Annotated in this window: 19 protein-coding genes; 10 read left to right on the top strand and 9 right to left on the bottom strand. The window is 44.6% G+C overall.

What is annotated here, in order from left to right; all coding sequences use genetic code 11:
- Positions 1-67 precede the first annotated feature (67 nt).
- From AB5213_RS06840 to AB5213_RS06830, 3 genes are read left to right on the top strand one after another with little or no spacing between them, the layout of a single operon-like run.
- Positions 68-430: a hypothetical protein gene (locus tag AB5213_RS06840; protein ID WP_055157149.1), complete on the top strand. Its 363-nt coding sequence runs from the start codon at positions 68-70 to the stop codon at positions 428-430.
- Between the two features lie 50 nt (positions 431-480).
- A complete protein-coding gene (locus AB5213_RS06835; protein ID WP_055157151.1) occupies positions 481-702 on the top strand; it encodes a DUF896 domain-containing protein in 222 nt (73 codons plus the stop codon).
- A gap of 16 nt (positions 703-718) precedes the next feature.
- Positions 719-1,237 (top strand): 5-formyltetrahydrofolate cyclo-ligase, encoded by a 519-nt coding sequence (locus AB5213_RS06830; RefSeq protein ID WP_368276552.1) that lies wholly within the window; start codon positions 719-721, stop codon positions 1,235-1,237.
- A 127-nt stretch (positions 1,238-1,364) separates the two neighbouring features.
- On the opposite strand, the gene AB5213_RS06825 is transcribed toward AB5213_RS06830, so the two are convergent.
- Positions 1,365-1,844 (bottom strand): S-ribosylhomocysteine lyase, encoded by a 480-nt coding sequence (locus AB5213_RS06825; protein WP_008370792.1) that lies wholly within the window; start codon positions 1,842-1,844, stop codon positions 1,365-1,367.
- A 395-nt stretch (positions 1,845-2,239) separates the two neighbouring features.
- On the opposite strand from AB5213_RS06825, the gene AB5213_RS06820 reads away from it, so the two are divergent.
- Positions 2,240-2,872, top strand: coding sequence for a histidine phosphatase family protein (locus AB5213_RS06820; RefSeq protein WP_008370791.1), 633 nt, complete (start codon positions 2,240-2,242; stop codon positions 2,870-2,872).
- A gap of 155 nt (positions 2,873-3,027) precedes the next feature.
- Here the strand turns inward: AB5213_RS06820 and AB5213_RS06815 are convergent, their stop codons facing one another.
- On the bottom strand, positions 3,028-4,029 hold the full coding sequence (locus AB5213_RS06815) for a LacI family DNA-binding transcriptional regulator (protein ID WP_008370790.1): 1,002 nt from the start codon (positions 4,027-4,029) through the stop codon (positions 3,028-3,030).
- 208 nt (positions 4,030-4,237) lie between these two features.
- On the opposite strand from AB5213_RS06815, the gene AB5213_RS06810 reads away from it, so the two are divergent.
- Together AB5213_RS06810 and galT are read left to right on the top strand one after the other, a co-directional pair.
- Positions 4,238-5,521 carry a galactokinase family protein gene (locus tag AB5213_RS06810; RefSeq protein WP_022220631.1) on the top strand — a complete coding sequence of 428 codons (1,284 nt, stop codon included), beginning with the start codon at positions 4,238-4,240 and terminating at the stop codon, positions 5,519-5,521.
- Positions 5,522-5,665: 144 nt separating this feature from the next.
- The gene (gene galT, locus AB5213_RS06805; protein ID WP_022220630.1) at positions 5,666-7,156 is read left to right on the top strand and encodes a UDP-glucose--hexose-1-phosphate uridylyltransferase; all 1,491 of its coding nucleotides are present in this window, start codon (positions 5,666-5,668) and stop codon (positions 7,154-7,156) included.
- Between the two features lie 143 nt (positions 7,157-7,299).
- Here the strand turns inward: galT and AB5213_RS06800 are convergent, their stop codons facing one another.
- The 4 genes from AB5213_RS06800 to AB5213_RS06785 form a co-directional block, all read right to left on the bottom strand.
- Positions 7,300-7,425 (bottom strand): hypothetical protein, encoded by a 126-nt coding sequence (locus tag AB5213_RS06800; protein WP_368276550.1) that lies wholly within the window; start codon positions 7,423-7,425, stop codon positions 7,300-7,302.
- Between the two features lie 8 nt (positions 7,426-7,433).
- Entirely contained in the window at positions 7,434-9,023 is a 1,590-nt protein-coding gene (locus AB5213_RS06795; protein ID WP_368276549.1) for a recombinase family protein, read from the bottom strand.
- Positions 9,024-9,110: 87 nt separating this feature from the next.
- Positions 9,111-10,709: a recombinase family protein gene (locus AB5213_RS06790; protein ID WP_368276548.1), complete on the bottom strand. Its 1,599-nt coding sequence runs from the start codon at positions 10,707-10,709 to the stop codon at positions 9,111-9,113.
- A 59-nt stretch (positions 10,710-10,768) separates the two neighbouring features.
- Positions 10,769-10,936, bottom strand: a complete 168-nt coding sequence (locus AB5213_RS06785; protein ID WP_256170781.1) for a hypothetical protein — start codon at positions 10,934-10,936, stop codon at positions 10,769-10,771.
- Between the two features lie 392 nt (positions 10,937-11,328).
- Here AB5213_RS06785 and AB5213_RS06780 point away from each other — a divergent pair, with 392 nt between their 5' ends.
- From AB5213_RS06780 to AB5213_RS06770, 3 genes are all read left to right on the top strand, one after another.
- Positions 11,329-12,492, top strand: a complete 1,164-nt coding sequence (locus AB5213_RS06780) for a DUF3102 domain-containing protein (RefSeq protein ID WP_256170780.1) — start codon at positions 11,329-11,331, stop codon at positions 12,490-12,492.
- A 206-nt stretch (positions 12,493-12,698) separates the two neighbouring features.
- A complete protein-coding gene (locus AB5213_RS06775; protein WP_008370780.1) occupies positions 12,699-12,881 on the top strand; it encodes a type II toxin-antitoxin system HicA family toxin in 183 nt (60 codons plus the stop codon).
- Positions 12,882-12,904: 23 nt separating this feature from the next.
- A complete protein-coding gene (locus tag AB5213_RS06770) occupies positions 12,905-13,303 on the top strand; it encodes a type II toxin-antitoxin system HicB family antitoxin (protein ID WP_368276547.1) in 399 nt (132 codons plus the stop codon).
- A gap of 69 nt (positions 13,304-13,372) precedes the next feature.
- Here AB5213_RS06770 and AB5213_RS06765 read toward each other — a convergent pair whose 3' ends face one another.
- The 3 genes from AB5213_RS06765 to AB5213_RS06755 form a co-directional block, all read right to left on the bottom strand.
- Entirely contained in the window at positions 13,373-13,516 is a 144-nt protein-coding gene (locus AB5213_RS06765) for a hypothetical protein (protein WP_195488583.1), read from the bottom strand.
- A 147-nt stretch (positions 13,517-13,663) separates the two neighbouring features.
- Positions 13,664-13,915, bottom strand: coding sequence for a helix-turn-helix domain-containing protein (locus AB5213_RS06760; protein WP_118218865.1), 252 nt, complete (start codon positions 13,913-13,915; stop codon positions 13,664-13,666).
- Entirely contained in the window at positions 13,915-14,349 is a 435-nt protein-coding gene (locus AB5213_RS06755; protein WP_215634439.1) for an RNA polymerase sigma factor, read from the bottom strand. Before AB5213_RS06755 ends, AB5213_RS06760 begins: the two co-directional genes overlap by 1 nt.
- Before the next feature lie 365 nt (positions 14,350-14,714).
- On the opposite strand from AB5213_RS06755, the gene AB5213_RS06750 reads away from it, so the two are divergent.
- Positions 14,715-14,981 (top strand): hypothetical protein, encoded by a 267-nt coding sequence (locus tag AB5213_RS06750; protein WP_368276546.1) that lies wholly within the window; start codon positions 14,715-14,717, stop codon positions 14,979-14,981.
- The last annotated feature ends 53 nt before the right edge of the window (positions 14,982-15,034 follow it).

The raw sequence follows: 15,034 nt of genomic DNA, 5'->3' as shown, positions 1-15,034 counted from the left end.
AAAATCCCCCCATAATGAATAAAATCCTCCAAGCAGACCAATACTTGTAGAAAAAGGAGTGTTCCTTATGGAAACAAGATATCATATTGGTCTTTTAACGGGGACTCTTCTGATTCTTGCGATCTTATCTTATGCATATTATGCAGATTATAATTACAGGAAAGAAATTGCAAGGACAGAACAGACGGAGCAGCAGGAAACAGAACAGACAGTCAGCACTCAGGGTGGCGCACACAAAGAAGAGGTGTATTATCTGAAAAACCGCAACGGATATGTGATTGTTTATCTGGACGACCAGACAAGTATTTATGAATATACGAATATCCGTGTCGAAGAGCTTCCGGAAGAACTGCAGAATGAGATCCGGGAGGGAAAGCGGTTAGAGGGAAAAGACAAGCTTTATGGGTTCCTGGAAAATTATTCCAGCTGATTAAAAAGATAACATATTATATAGGAAAACAAAGAAGGGACAAAAGAAAAATGGAGACAGCAAAAATTGAACGCATTAATGAATTATATAGAAAATCAAAAGCAGAAGGACTGACAGAGGAAGAGAAAAAAGAACAGCAGATTCTCAGACGGGAATATGTAGATGCATTCAAAAGAAATCTTCGTGGACAGCTTAATAACATTTCAATCAAGGAGAAGGATGGATCCATTACAAATCTGGGCGAGAAATATGGACAGAAAAAAGGAAATTAGGGCAAAAATTCTGAAAATGAGACAGGCACTTCCAAAAGAAGAGGTTCGGGAGAAGAGCCTGCGGATCATGAGACGCATTGAAGAGACAGAGACATTTAAAAATGCAGATAACCTTCTTGCGTATATTGATTTTCGTGGAGAGGTGGCAACCGGAACACTGATCGAGAAGGCATGGGAGCTTGGAAAAAAGGTCTATGTGCCACGGGTAGCGGGAAAAGAGATGGAGTTTTATCAGATACATTCTTTTGAGGATCTGGAAAAGGGGGCTTATGGCATCCTGGAGCCGAAAAAAGAATGCCCTGTTTATGAAGCCGGAGAAGGGCAGACTACACTGGCAATCCTGCCGGGAAGTGTTTTTGATGAAAAAAAGAACCGTGTCGGTTATGGCGGTGGATTTTATGATCGTTATTTTGAAAAACGGAAAGATATCTGCCGGATCGCAGCTGCTTATGAAATGCAGATTGTAGAAGAAATTGAGACCGAAGAATTTGATCTTCCGGCAGATTATGTTACAACGGAAGAGAGGTTCTGGTAGAAATTCCGAAAGTGTATCATAGAGAGTTTTGATTGAAAACAGGAATGGGAGCAAACATACAGGAACATTTGAAGAAAATCAATGGATGGTATGTTTGGCTCCCATTTTCAGGTTCATATAGTAAGGCTTATTCAGGATAAACCAGCTGTTTTTCTGTAATATTTTCCAGAACCTCAGTCAGATATCTTTTTGCCATATAATTTGCCATCGGAAGGTTCATGTCCAGATAGTTTCCGCAGTCTTTTGCAGCAGCTCCCGGTACGTCCCCATTGAAGTCTGCGATAAAAGCAAACATTTCTTTCATCAGTGGAACGATATCTTTTGATTCATAATCACCTACAAGAAGAAGGTAGAAGCCGGTACGGCATCCCATTGGTCCAAAGTAAAGTGTTTTTGATGCGTAGTCCCTGTGGTTACGAAGGAAGGTTGCACCAAGATGTTCGATGGTGTGAACCTCTGCAGTATTCATAACCGGTTCTTCATTCGGATTGGTCATGCGGATATCAAAGGTTGTAATGACCTGTTCGCCGGCAAAATCCTTACGTGAGACGTAAAGCCCAGGAACAAGTTTCAAATGGTCTATTGTGAAACTGGTAATTTTCTCCATAATCAAGTATCTCCTTTTTTGTACTACGTTTATTATAAGATACCAGGGTAAAAAGGTCAGAAAGCCGATGCAAGCTTGCTTGCAAGAGGTTTTTTGACATCTTGACCCGCCAAAAACATGAGTAAGTAGCCATTTTTCAAAGAAAAATGAGCGGATTACGAATGTTTTTGAGGATTGCGAGAGTGCAAAGCACGTAGCAATCTGGTATCAAAGGGGTCAAAATACCTTTTGACCCCAACATATTATAACTGTCATAAAGTTTAATAACAAGCCTTTTGGTGGAAGAAAGGTGAAAAATGTGCTATAATCGTTACTGTTAACTCCCGTGCCAATCGCTATGCTGACTGGCACGGAGGATGCGTGTGTTTTTAATGATAGCAGGAGGAAACTAAGAGATGAAAATATATATGATCCGTCATGGAGAGACGGACTGGAATAAAAAAAGAAAATTACAGGGACAGGTGGATATTCCGCTGAATGAATTTGGAAAACTACTTGCAAAAGAGACGGCTCCGGCACTCGCAGATGTTCCATTTGCGGTCTGTTACACAAGCCCGCTGAAAAGGGCGGCAGAGACGGCACGGCTCGTCCTGGGGGACAGGGAGGTTCCGATTGTTCCGGATAAGCGGATCCAGGAGATGAGCTTTGGAGAATTTGAGGGACTTTGTTGCAGAGAAGAGGGATGGAATATTCCGGATCCGGGATTTCGCAACTTTTTTAATGCACCGGAAGTGTACCAGCCGCCAAAAGGAGGGGAATCCTTTGAAGAAGTGCGTGCACGTCTGAATAATTTTCTGGAAGAGCTTTATCAGAAAGAAGATCTTCAGGATAAAAATGTACTTTTATCCACACATGGTGCAGCACTTTGCGGGATTCTGAGCCTGATGAAAGGTCTGCCGATTTCCGGGTACTGGCAGCAGGGGGTACATAAGAACTGTGCGGTATCAATTGCGGAAGTAAAAGATGGAAAAATAGAAATTTTACAGGAAAATGTGACTTATTATCAAGAGTCAGTGCAGGACTGGTAGAAAGTTATTTGATGTCCTAAAGGCTTTCTGATAAATTGCTTAATAAAAAAACTCCCATCCGGAGAAATGTGAGCTAATTATAACTCATTTCTTCTCCGGATGGGAGCTTTTTGATGTTAGATAAAATTCATTGGTATATTTAGACAGATAAGGAGCTATTTTTCAATCGCTTTACACGAATTCCGGACAACCAGCTTACACGGCAGTTTGATCTTAAGTGCAGGTCCCGGATGCTCCCTCAGGAGATGCTGCAGAATAGAAGCTCCGTACATTCCCATATGATAAGCTGGCGCACTGACCGTTGTCAGCGGTGGAGCAGAAAACTGTGCCATATTGATATCATCAAAGCCTACGATGGAAATATCCTCCGGAACACGGATCCCGTGTTCGGTAAAGGCTTTGATCGCACCAAAAGCGATCGGATCGCTTGCTGCAAAGATCGCCGTCGGCAGCTTGCCGCCGTTGATCAGATTGCATGCCATCTCATAACCGGAAGAAATCTGGAATACACCCTCCTGGATATAAGGCTCATAAATCAAATCGTGTGCATCACAGTAATCAATAAAGACTTTTTTTCGGTAATCCGGATAGAGATGATTTTCGCCGATATATTCTTTTCCGGTAAAGAAACCAATCTCCCGGTGCCCGATCCCAGTCAGATAATCCAGAGCTTCTGTAACTGCTTCGCCGAAATCCGGAATGATCGTGGAAATCCGGTCATCGTTTACCGGCATATCTAGGAACAGGATGCACGAATTCATCTCATACAGATAAGAAATTTCCTCCTGACTGAATTTGCCGATACAGATCAGACAGTCTACATCCTTCAGAACGTCCATGTAATTGATGTCGCTTTTGTAGGTACGCACGATCTGGATATTGTGTGAGAGGCAGTAATCTTCAATTCCCTGACGGATCAGAAGATAATAATTATCCTCCAGTTCCTGCTGGGAAGAGAACCACTGAATGATCCCAAGGGTAAAAAGTGATTTGACAGAAGGACGTCCGCGCTTTACATAATGCAGCTCTCTTGCAGTATCCAGTACTTTCTGTCGGGTTTCCGGTGAGACATTGAGCGTCTCATCATTATTCAGTATACGTGAAACTGCTGCGGCAGAAACACCGGCAGCAGAAGCAATATCTTTGATTGTTGCCATAAGCGGCCCCCTTGTTAAAAAATTTCTGATTCTTCTATTATAACAGAGGAGTAAAAAAATGGAAAGTGAAAGAATTATGTAGAACTGTACAAAAATTCACTAGTAAATTTATCAAAATATTTAGTAAATATATATTGCAAATTTACTAAATATATTTTATAATGCAATTATCAAAGCAGAATCGAAAATGTATTTGGAGGAAATGAAGATGAAACAGCTTACAAAACTTATGGAAGAAATGAAACAAGGCGTGTACCGTGATACATTAAAAGATATTTATATTGATGAAAGTGTGATTGCACATCAGGAAGAACGCTATGTAAAAGCGATGGCAGAGTATCAGAAATTGTATGGGGACAGAGAAGTAGAAGTATACAGCGCACCGGGACGAAGTGAAGTTGGTGGAAATCATACAGATCATCAGCACGGAATGGTGCTTGCAACCTCTATTAATCTGGATGCGATCGCAATTGTAAATAAAAATGAAGATATGACCGTCCGTGTGGTATCTGAAGGATATGATATGATCGTTATCGATGCGAATGATGTAGAAAAGGTTGACAAAGAAGAAGGGACATCTATCGGACTGATCCGTGGCGTACTTGCAGGACTGAAAGAACGCGGATACAAGATTGGTGGATTCAATGCTTATGTGACAAGTGATGTGCTGATCGGAGCAGGACTTTCTTCGTCTGCTGCATTTGAAACAATCATTGGAACCATTGTTTCCGGACTTTACAACGATATGCAGATCAGCATGGTAGAGATTGCACAGATTGGTCAGTATTCTGAAAATGTTTACTTTGGAAAGCCAAGTGGTCTGATGGACCAGACAGCCTGCGCGGTTGGTGGACTGATCCACATTGATTTCAAAGATCCAAAGGCTCCGGTTGTAGAAAAAGTAGATGTAGATTTTGAAAATCATGCATGCAGTCTGTGCATCGTAGATACCAAAGGTTCTCATCAGGATCTGACACCGGATTATGCACAGATTCCGGCGGATATGAAAGCTATTGCAACATATTTTGGAAAAGAAGTTCTCCGTGACGTAGATGAAAAAGAATTTTTTGCAGCGATCCCGGCACTCCGCGAGAAGCTTGGAGACCGTCCGGTGCTTCGGGCTATGCATTTCTTCGGTGATAATGCGAGAGTTGCAGCACAGGTTGCATCCCTTCGCGAAGGAAGATTTGAAGATTTCCTTAATATGATCAAAGCATCCGGAGATTCCTCTTTCAAATATCTTCAGAATGTATATACTAACCGTGACGTGCAGAACCAGGCAGTATCCATTGCCCTTGCAGTCAGCGAAAATGTACTCGGAAACCATGGAGTATGCCGTGTGCATGGAGGCGGATTTGCCGGAACCATTCAGGCATTTGTGAAGAATGATTTTGTAGAAGAGTACAGAAAAGCATTGGATGCAGTATTTGGAGAAGGATCCTGCCACGTATTAAAGGTTCGTAAATATGGCGGAATGAAAGTAATCGCGTAAACGAAAATATGCTAGCTGTCAAGGTTAGACATAAATACAGATTTTAGTTTGCTATCTGAATAAATAAAGGATTCGGTGTAAAAAAATGTGCCGCATTGAAAATGGATGGATAAAGGACGAGCAAAAAGATTTGGAGGAAGAAAAATGATCGATCAGGCAATTACAGAACTGGTACAGTATGGATTAGATACGGGGCTTGTAGCACCGGAAGATAAAATATTTGTTACCAATCAGATTTTAGAGGCACTTGGGCTGGAGTCTTACGAGGAGACACCAGGAAGCAGGGGTGCAGAGGAGCTGGAACAGATTCTGAAGGAGATTACAGATTATGCAGTGGAAAAAGAACTGATTGCAGATTCAATCGTGTACCGGGATTTGTTTGATACAAAAATCATGGGAAAACTGGTCCCGCTGCCGAGCATGGTAAGCCATAAATTCTATGAACTGTATCAGGAAGGACCGAAAAAGGCGACCGATTATTTTTACAAGCTTAGTCAGGACAGCGATTATATCCGAAGATACCGGATTAAAAAGGATCAGAAATGGATCACAGAGACACCATATGGGGAGATGGAGATCACCATCAATCTGTCCAAACCGGAAAAAGATCCGAAAGCGATCGCGGCAGCAAAAAATGCTACACAGAGTGGTTATCCGAAATGCCAGCTGTGTAAGGAAAATGAAGGCTACGCCGGTCGCGTCAATCATCCGGCAAGACAGAATCACCGGATCATTCCGGTCAGGATCGATGGAAAAGACTGGGGATTCCAGTATTCACCGTATGTATATTACAATGAACACTGCATCGTTTTCAACGGAGAGCATGTGCCGATGAAAATTGAGCGTGCAACCTTTGCAAAGCTGTTGGATTTTGTCAGCCAGTTTCCACACTATTTTGTTGGTTCCAATGCAGATCTTCCAATCGTAGGAGGATCGATCCTAAGCCATGATCATTTCCAGGGTGGAAATCATGAATTTGCAATGGCAAAAGCTCCGGTTATTAAAGAATATGTGATTCCGGGGTATGAAGATGTGCGCGCCGGAATGGTAAAATGGCCAATGTCTGTTATCCGTCTGCAGTGCAAAGACAAAGAACGTCTGATCAGCGCAGCTGACCATATTTTAATGTGTTGGAGATCTTATACAGACGAAGCAGCATTTATCTTTGCCGAGACGAACGGAGAACCGCACAACACGATCACTCCGATCGCCAGAATCAGGGATGGGTATTTTGAGCTGGATCTTGTTCTCAGAAATAATATTACGACAGAAGAACACCCGCTTGGCGTTTACCATCCGCATGCAAAATTACATCACATCAAGAAAGAGAATATTGGTCTGATCGAGGTGATGGGACTTGCAGTGCTGCCGTCAAGACTGAAAAGTGAGATGGAACAGCTTGCAGATGCAATCCTTGAAGGAAAGGACATCCGCAGCAATGAAGTGCTTGAAAAGCATGCAGACTGGGTAGAAGAATTCCTTCCAAAATATACAGACATTACGAAAGAAAATATCATGGACATTCTCCATGAGGAAATCGGACAGGTGTTTAACCAGGTGCTGGAAGATGCCGGTGTTTATAAGCAGACAGAAGAAGGCAGGGCAGCATTTGAGCGGTTTGTTGGAAGCCTGTAATATAGAGCAAAAAAAGAATATAAAAGGATAAAAAAGGACTAAAACTCGGGTGTCGGACCGAACTTCAATTGTTCGGGGAAACTACCTGAGTTTTAGTCCTGATTTATTATACATCAGCACAAATGTACCGACAAGATAAATTTTTAGTCATCCTGTTCTTCTGTATTCAGATCCAGGATTGCCTGCCTTTTCGCGGCAGTTGCGTCTGCTCCACTCGACTTGAGAAGAGATTTGCACCGGAAATGACCGATGCGGGCAGGATTTCTCATAGGATGTTTTAAAAATTCCAATATATTTTGATTTCTTGTTTAGAAGTACCATCAGAACTTGAACATATGACGATATGGTCGATGAAAGTCTCCACCATACTTCTCGTGAGTTCTTTCGGACGCGAATAGGATTCGAGCACACCTGCCTTTTCTCTTAAGATTTCCTGCGAGCGAAGAATTTTATTGTAATTCTCAGTGCAAAGATCCACTTTACGTTCTGCCAATTCTTTTCCAGCTGACAGCTCTCTGGATAGGAATTGATAATCTGAATTTGAGATACTTCCTGATGCTTTGTCTAAATATAGACATTTGAGACCGCTCTCGTATTCAACAAGTTTCTTTTTGTGTTGGGCAAGTTCTGCTTTTAAGCGTTTTATTTCAATGCCTATAGTACTTTCTTCATCCATTATTTCTGAAAATAAGGAGCCATCCTTGTATTTGGCCGCGAGGATATCCAATTGGTCGAGAATGGTTTTTTCCATCAAGGCGTTGGAGACCGCATGTACAGGACAAGGATTGATTTCAGGGTGCCTTCTGACGCATATTACGTAATTGTAGTACGTACCAGATTTTCTTTTTGACCTTCCGGTTCTCATCAATTTGTTGCAATGGCCACAATAAACTTTTCGGGAAAAGAGGCCTATTTCCTCCGATCGTGTAAAAGAACGCGCTCCGACAGCGAGTAGTGCCTGGGTTTGATTCCAAGTTTCCAGCGATATAATCGCTTCATGTGTTCCGATGACACGAATCCAATCTTCTTTTGGCAACGTTCGAAGTTTTTTTGTTTTATAAGATTCGGATGCTTGTCGGCCTTGAACCATATTGCCGATATACATTTCCTCTTTAAGGATTCGCGAAATAGAGCAGGAATCCCACTCACCTGCCATAAAGGCATTTTTATATTTATCTCCCTGTTGGATTTTGTATAGTCCCGGCGGCGGGATTTGTTCCGAATTTAAGATGCGGGCGATATCTGCTCTACTGTTTCCTTCAAGGTACATCTTGAAAATTCGTTCCACCACGGCGGCGGCAACTGGATCGGGAATGATATGTCCTTTTTGGTTCGGGTCTTTCATGTAACCATATCTGACCCAGGCACCGATATGGTGCCCTTTTCTGCGAAGGTCATCAAGGGAACTCTTGATGTTTTCAGACATATCTTCGAGATACCATTCATTTACAAGTCCGTTGATCTGCCTGGCTTTTTTGTTGCCTTTAACCGATGTATCCGCTCCGTCGACCATGCCGACGAACCGGATACCCCAAATAGGGAAGAGGCCGTGGATGTATTTTTCCACGAGCTCCATTTCACGGGTGAATCGTGCTTGCGTCTTGCACAGGATGATACCGAATTTACCTTCCCGTGCGTCCGTAATCAACCTGTTGAACTCTGGGCGAGATCTGTCTGCACCGGCATAGTCGTCATCGTTATAGATGTCATAGACAGTCCATCCATGTTTCGATGCGAATTCAAGAAGCATTGATTTTTGATTTTGGATCGAGAGACTGTCGTCGGTTTCATGAACCTTGTCATGGTCTTCTTCGGAAAGCCGTACATAGATTGCAGCTATCCGATCTCTGTTGTCTTGTGTTTTCATAAGTGTTCCACCTTCCTGATGGAACGACCGTCATAAGTATTATAGTACTACTATGTGGTATTGTCATATTTAGTTTGGAACCGTGGACTAAAATTTCCAAGTTATGTCGATCGCTTGCGTTCCTGATTTTGGATCGCGTTTATGTACATAGACTGATTCGATAAGCATCGAAACCTTAGTCTTATCTAGGCGGTTAAAGTCGGCGGCTTTAAGAACTGTTTCCATTCTTATGGATTCAGCTGCTATTGATTCATTCAGATGGAGTAATTCGCTCGAAGCACGTTTCGATTTCAATCTGAGCTTGTCTACGTCGTTTCTGATTCTGCTTAATGCAGAATTAAAATCGTCAATAGACATACCATCTGTAGCGCGTTTGAGATATAGATCGCGGCTTCTCTGCTCGTAGGCCGTGATTTCCTTCTCAATGAGCTCGACAGCGGTTTTCAGCCTGTTTTTCTCCTGAATAAGATCGACGGCCTGGGCGTCCTGACATATGCCTATTTGGACGCGATCATCGGAGTACCTATCGGCAAGATTCTTCAACTCATGGAGAATTGCGCTTTCAAGATGCTTCTCGGATATGAATGCACCTTTGCAGTGCGAAGGGCTTTTTTTTCTGGTCGGGCAGAAAAGGGTACGTTCGTATCCCGTTTTACGTAAAGTTTTTCCTTTTGTAAGAATTTTTCCACAGCTTGCACAACGGACTTCCTTACCGAAAATGCCTGGGGGAAAGTTCTTTTTTTGCTCGTGAAGATTGTGAGCTCCGGCTTCCTTCCTTGCTTTAAGTTCTCTACGCAATAACTCATCGTCAATGATTGCCGGATGGTGGCCCACTGTGCGAACCCATTGGTCTTTTGGAATATTTTTCTTGCTGTGAAATTGGCCTTCAGGTGTGAGTTGTCGTCCTTGGCACAATGTGCCCAGGTATGTTTCATTATGTAGGATCGAATATATGCAACCTGCAGACCAAAGTGAGCTTGAGGGACGATTATGCCATGAGTAGCCCGTTAATTTGGCATAAGACGTTGGGTTCGGTATCCCCTCTTCATTTAGTGTTCGAGCTATAGTAGGCGCCCCGATGCCTCCGGCGTGCATTTCCCAAATTCGCCTTACGACTGAAGCCGCAACTGGATCAATGATAAAACAGTTGATATCGTCTGGATCCGGACGATATCCGTAAGGTAGGACAGAGCCAGTGTATTTTCCCCTGATTCTTTTAAGTTTTAAAGTAGCCTTTATGTTGTCTGATAGGTTCTCTAGGTACCACTGATTTACAAGTCCGTTGATCTGCCTGGCTTTTTTGTTGCCTTTAACCGATGTATCCGCTCCGTCGACCATGCCGACGAACCGGATACCCCAAATTGGGAAGAGACCGTGGATGTATTTTTCCACGAGCTGCATGTCTCTGGTAAAGCGCGATTGGTTTTTACAAAGAATGATATTGAACTTTCTAAGCGAGGCATCTCGTATCAATCTATTGAATTCGGGACGGTCCCGTGCAACTCCGGAAAGATTATCGTCGCAGTAAATATCGAAAATTTGCCATCCGTTGATTTCGGCAAAATCGGTAAGCATCGATTTTTGGTTTTGGATACTTCTACTGAGATTATCTATTTTGTTTTCGTCGAGATCTTCCTTCGATAGACGACAGTAGATTGCGACGGCCTGTGGTGTTTCAATTTGCATTTGTCCATCCTCCTTTGGGACGATGGAATGTCGTCTGTTTGCAGTTCAGTATTATCATACTATCGTTTTACAGTATTGTCGATTTGGGTTATCTGTCCTATTTCTGAATAAGCAAGCGATTCTCTTTGGATGATTTTCGCTATACAAATGTTGAACCTCTTCTTGATTTCTTCCTCCGTTTTCCCCTTGAAGATATTTGTGCAGATGACGGTTGTTCCATTCTTCATTGTTTGATCTCCTTTTTTCTTTTCTCATACATTTACGCGTCGTTGTCTAAAAGTGCAAATCTTCATTTTGATACTACCGTACGCTAGTACTCCTAAAAGATGTCGGGCTCAATCGGCGCCGGCCTTTTTGGAAAAAGGAAAGTTCCCTCTGGGATCGGGAACTGGACCTATCCGAGGCATTGGCATTCTATGCCGCTCCTGCGCTTGACCATCAAGGGTGTCTGCACATCTTTCTGCAACTTTTTCCTCCGCATGCTCCGTAAAAACTGGCAGAAAGACTTCGCCCTTGATTCGCGCCCTCGCTCCACTACGTTGCATTCATGCCCGGTATAGGCACAGCAGAACAGACAAGCTGTTCAGCCTAAATCATTTAAAAATAGGAGGAAAACAAGATGGGAAGAGCGAAGAAAAGCGTAGAGGTCGAGGCCCAGGTGATCGCAAGGGGAAATGTCGTTCCGATGATGACTGAAACGGAGAGTGAGGAGACAGTCCAGTATGTCTCCGACGAGGATGCTGCAAGGGAGGATAGGCTGGTTTCAGAGATCCGGATGATTACGGAACAGACGAAACAGGTCGTCCTGTTCAACTCAATCGAGATCGGCCGGCGTCTGACCGAGGCGAAAGCTATGGTGAAGCGCGGCACGTGGGGAACGTGGCTTAAGGAAAGGGTCGATTACAGCCAGAGGACGGCGAACAACTTCATGAAGATCTATCAAGAGTACGGTCGGAACGGGCTGGCAGAGAAATCGCAAGCGCTTGCGAATTTGAGCTACACGCAGGCTTTGGCTTTGATTGACCTTCCGGAAGACGAGCGTGCGAGATTTGCAGAGGAACGTAAAGCTGGAGAGATGGCGCTTCGTAAGCTCCAGGAGGAGGTGAGACAGGAGAAGGAAAAGGTCACAGCCGTTAAAGAGCTTGCAAACAGGAACGCAGCCGAGGCGGAAGCCAAGTTCGCTGACGAGCTGAAACAAAAGGATACTCAAATGGCGAAATTGACTGCCGAGAAAGCCAAGGTTGCTGCTCAAATCGAGGTATTGGAGAAACGGGCGGCAGAGGCCGAGAAATCCAACCAGAAGCGGCAGAAAGAGGCAATCGGTATTGCCCTTGAAGAGGAGCGGAAGAAACTCGATGCCGCTGCCGAAAAGCAGTCGGAACTGCTTAAACAGATCGACGAACTGAATGGACAGAGAGATCGACAGGTTGCCGAGGCCCGACGAAAAGCCGAAGAGGAGATGAACGCTAAGTTTGCAAAGGAACGTGCTGAACTTGAGGAAAAGGAGAGGGCGGCGAAAGCCGTTGCAGACGTCGCACGGAAACAGATCGATGCCGCCAAACGCCAAGTGACTGAGGCGATCGAGAACAGGGAGCTGACCGGAGCTATTGCGAGAGCCAAGTTCGCAATCGAATCCGCGCTCGACGCATATTCTAGGGCGGCCGACACGGTGATCGAGGTCGGCAGGCTCGACAAGGTGGAGGCGTCAAAACTCCTCGATGACATGGCGGAATCCAGCCAGAGTATTGTGGCGAAGTTCGTGAAGACTCTTAAATCTGAATAGCATTACGGTACTATGCTACCGAGATACCAGTAACCCGTAGTCGGAATGCACAGAAAATGATATATCACAAACCAGCAGGCAGGACGCGCAAAAAGCGTCCTGCCTTGCAAAAGATCGGTGTTATCGGTAGTAGTTTCATACCGTAGTAGTATGGTATTTACACCACGTATTACACGTGCTATAATTAGAGAAAGGGTAAACGGAAGATGAGGTTTCGGGAGCTTGAAAGGCTGATTGTCGCGGATGGCTGGATTCGGTGTGATGTGAAAGGATCGCACTACCAGTACCGGCATCCGTTGAAGAAAGGGAAGGTCACGATACCGAGGCATGGCGGCGACATTCCGTTGAGGGTCGCGATTTCCGTGCTGAGGCAGGCGGGGCTGAAGTAGTTTTTGATTAAGGAGGAAACGGTATGTGCTATATCTATCCGGCGGTGTTCTATAAAGAAGCGGACGGTCGCTATTCGGTTATTTTTCCAGATCTGAATGATTTGGCGACTTACGGAAATGATTTTGCAGATGCGTTTACGATGGCCCAGGAGGCATGTGGACAGTATCTCTTCAATGAATTGAAGGAAGGCAATGTTCTTCCGGTGGCTTCCTCCATTGAGGATGTCATTGCGGAGGAAGAGGGGGCGATCGTCAATATGGTTGACATCGATCTCAAGGCATTCGAGCGGAAATATGGGGAGAAGTCGGTAAAGAAGACATTGACGATTCCTGGGTGGCTGAATGCATCATGCGAGGAACGCGGAATCGATTTTTCCAAAGTCTTGCAGGAAGCGTTGATTGCCCGCCTCCAGGCAAGATAGGTAGACGAAAGGGCTGATAGCGGTTATCCGCTATCAGCCCTTACCATGTCCAGTCGGCTATTCCGCGATTCAGTCCCCTATCGGGTCGATCACATCAAGTCCGAGATTTCTGGCATAGTCTTCATTTTGCCTACGTTGCTCATCCTCGCTTTTTGGCATTTCAGAAATTTTAGGATCGTCTCCCAAAGCAAGCGTTTTGGTATTTTTCTCCATTGGATTGCCTCCGTGACTGTATTATTGTATGGTAGTATTATACCACAGCGGGATCAGGTTGTACAACGTAACCAAGGGGAGACCGGTTCGCGGTCTCCCCTTCTATCTTTAAGTTTTAAGAGTCGTGTTTCGATTTTGGTTTACGTGTTACGTTTTGTATGTCCTCTCTCTGATATCGAACAGCAGGATTTTTGCCATCAGCTTCGCTTCCAGTCGCAGTTTCAGTTCGTTGTCGCATACGATGGAGACGTTGCCGTTTTCCGCAATGTATTCCCGGCGGCAGAGTGAAAGTATGTATGGTCTGTAATGTCGTATAACCTGTTCTAATGCCTGTGGGTCGCCCTGCGTTGCGAGGACGATGGTTTCGAATGGAACGAGTTTGTTTTTTCGCTTGCTCATCAGTATTCCTCACTTTCCTGTTCGAGCGTCTTTCGCATCATTGCGAGCGCACGTGAGCGATGGTATTGGACATTGGCGCGTCCGGTGCCGAGCGCGTCGCCGATTTCGCGGTCGTTCATCTCTCCGAAGTAGGATAGAAGGACGATCTTTCTTTTTGCTCCGGGAAGGGTCATGAGCGCATCGTATACGCCCTGATCGCACACAATGAAATGCAAACCGTCTTCCACGATATCCCGTTCGAATTGGAAATACCGGTCTGTCGTGATGAGCTTGTTCAGCTCTTCAGGCGACATCTCTCCGAAGAGCTGTTCGCGTTTCAGTTTGCGTTTACGCTGGTCGTATGCGTCCCTCGCCTCATTTCTGAGGATTACTTTGCAGTAGGCGTCAAACGCGCATTGGTTTGACTTCTCGAAGTCCTTGTCGCTGTTACCCATAGCTTTCACCTCCTTTCGATCTGTCGAGACGGCAAGAGAGGTGCAGTCCGCATCGGCTGGATGGCGGAAATGGACATGATGTTTTCCGCCTACAACGATGACGAACGCTCTATGTAAAGCGCAAAGCCTTCGGAAGACATATTTGATTATCTGGCTATAAAAAGGCGGAGGCACCACCTGGAAAGGAATCAGGTGGTGCCTCCTCGTTAAGCGACAATAAGACTATAACACGATTCGACTTTAGTATCATCGAAAAATTTGGGTAATTTTTTCTCTAGTATTACAAGGCATTTTCGATTGAGTGATCACTTAGCATACTACTGTGGTATATTGGTATTACGGCACCACGAGAGAAGGGAATAAGAATGATGCTGTATCGATTCGAGGTCGATTACACCGTTCCCGGGAAAATGGGAAGCAAGAATTACGTGACGGCGGTGGCAGCGACCGATGCCGCCCATGCGAGGGTGGAGGCCGGGAAGATTTTTGAGGGCTTGAAGGAGGACTATGGCTATGATAAGGCACTCGGGAAACTGTACAGTGCGAGCGGCATCTGCAAGTGCATAGCCGAGTTCAAAGTGCCCTGGACGGTGGTGGAGAATGCGGAAAGCTTGATTTGTGCTAGAATGTAGACGGTATCAGGCTGATAGCCGTATTTTCGAATGAAAGAAGCCCTTCTTACTTG

The sequence above is a fragment of the Coprococcus sp. RTP21204st1_G4_RTP21204_210225 genome (assembly GCF_040915385.1).
GTDB classification, from domain to species: domain Bacteria; phylum Bacillota; class Clostridia; order Lachnospirales; family Lachnospiraceae; genus Allocoprococcus; species Allocoprococcus comes.
This window is presented reverse-complemented; position numbering and strand designations above follow the sequence as displayed.

Coding starts and splice junctions, on each gene's coding strand:
- AB5213_RS06815 (WP_008370790.1), bottom strand. CDS start 4,029: ATGGCAACAATCAAAGATATTGCTTCTGCTGCCGGTGTTTCTGCCGCA.
- galT (WP_022220630.1), top strand. CDS start 5,666: ATGATCGATCAGGCAATTACAGAACTGGTACAGTATGGATTAGATACG.
- AB5213_RS06840 (WP_055157149.1), top strand. CDS start 68: ATGGAAACAAGATATCATATTGGTCTTTTAACGGGGACTCTTCTGATT.
- AB5213_RS06760 (WP_118218865.1), bottom strand. CDS start 13,915: ATGAGCAAGCGAAAAAACAAACTCGTTCCATTCGAAACCATCGTCCTC.
- AB5213_RS06750 (WP_368276546.1), top strand. CDS start 14,715: ATGATGCTGTATCGATTCGAGGTCGATTACACCGTTCCCGGGAAAATG.
- AB5213_RS06825 (WP_008370792.1), bottom strand. CDS start 1,844: ATGGAGAAAATTACCAGTTTCACAATAGACCATTTGAAACTTGTTCCT.
- AB5213_RS06790 (WP_368276548.1), bottom strand. CDS start 10,709: ATGCAAATTGAAACACCACAGGCCGTCGCAATCTACTGTCGTCTATCG.
- AB5213_RS06755 (WP_215634439.1), bottom strand. CDS start 14,349: ATGGGTAACAGCGACAAGGACTTCGAGAAGTCAAACCAATGCGCGTTT.
- AB5213_RS06775 (WP_008370780.1), top strand. CDS start 12,699: ATGAGGTTTCGGGAGCTTGAAAGGCTGATTGTCGCGGATGGCTGGATT.
- AB5213_RS06785 (WP_256170781.1), bottom strand. CDS start 10,936: ATGAAGAATGGAACAACCGTCATCTGCACAAATATCTTCAAGGGGAAA.
- AB5213_RS06830 (WP_368276552.1), top strand. CDS start 719: ATGAGACAGGCACTTCCAAAAGAAGAGGTTCGGGAGAAGAGCCTGCGG.
- AB5213_RS06780 (WP_256170780.1), top strand. CDS start 11,329: ATGGGAAGAGCGAAGAAAAGCGTAGAGGTCGAGGCCCAGGTGATCGCA.
- AB5213_RS06770 (WP_368276547.1), top strand. CDS start 12,905: ATGTGCTATATCTATCCGGCGGTGTTCTATAAAGAAGCGGACGGTCGC.
- AB5213_RS06800 (WP_368276550.1), bottom strand. CDS start 7,425: ATGAGAAATCCTGCCCGCATCGGTCATTTCCGGTGCAAATCTCTTCTC.
- AB5213_RS06810 (WP_022220631.1), top strand. CDS start 4,238: ATGAAACAGCTTACAAAACTTATGGAAGAAATGAAACAAGGCGTGTAC.
- AB5213_RS06765 (WP_195488583.1), bottom strand. CDS start 13,516: ATGGAGAAAAATACCAAAACGCTTGCTTTGGGAGACGATCCTAAAATT.
- AB5213_RS06835 (WP_055157151.1), top strand. CDS start 481: ATGGAGACAGCAAAAATTGAACGCATTAATGAATTATATAGAAAATCA.
- AB5213_RS06795 (WP_368276549.1), bottom strand. CDS start 9,023: ATGAAAACACAAGACAACAGAGATCGGATAGCTGCAATCTATGTACGG.
- AB5213_RS06820 (WP_008370791.1), top strand. CDS start 2,240: ATGAAAATATATATGATCCGTCATGGAGAGACGGACTGGAATAAAAAA.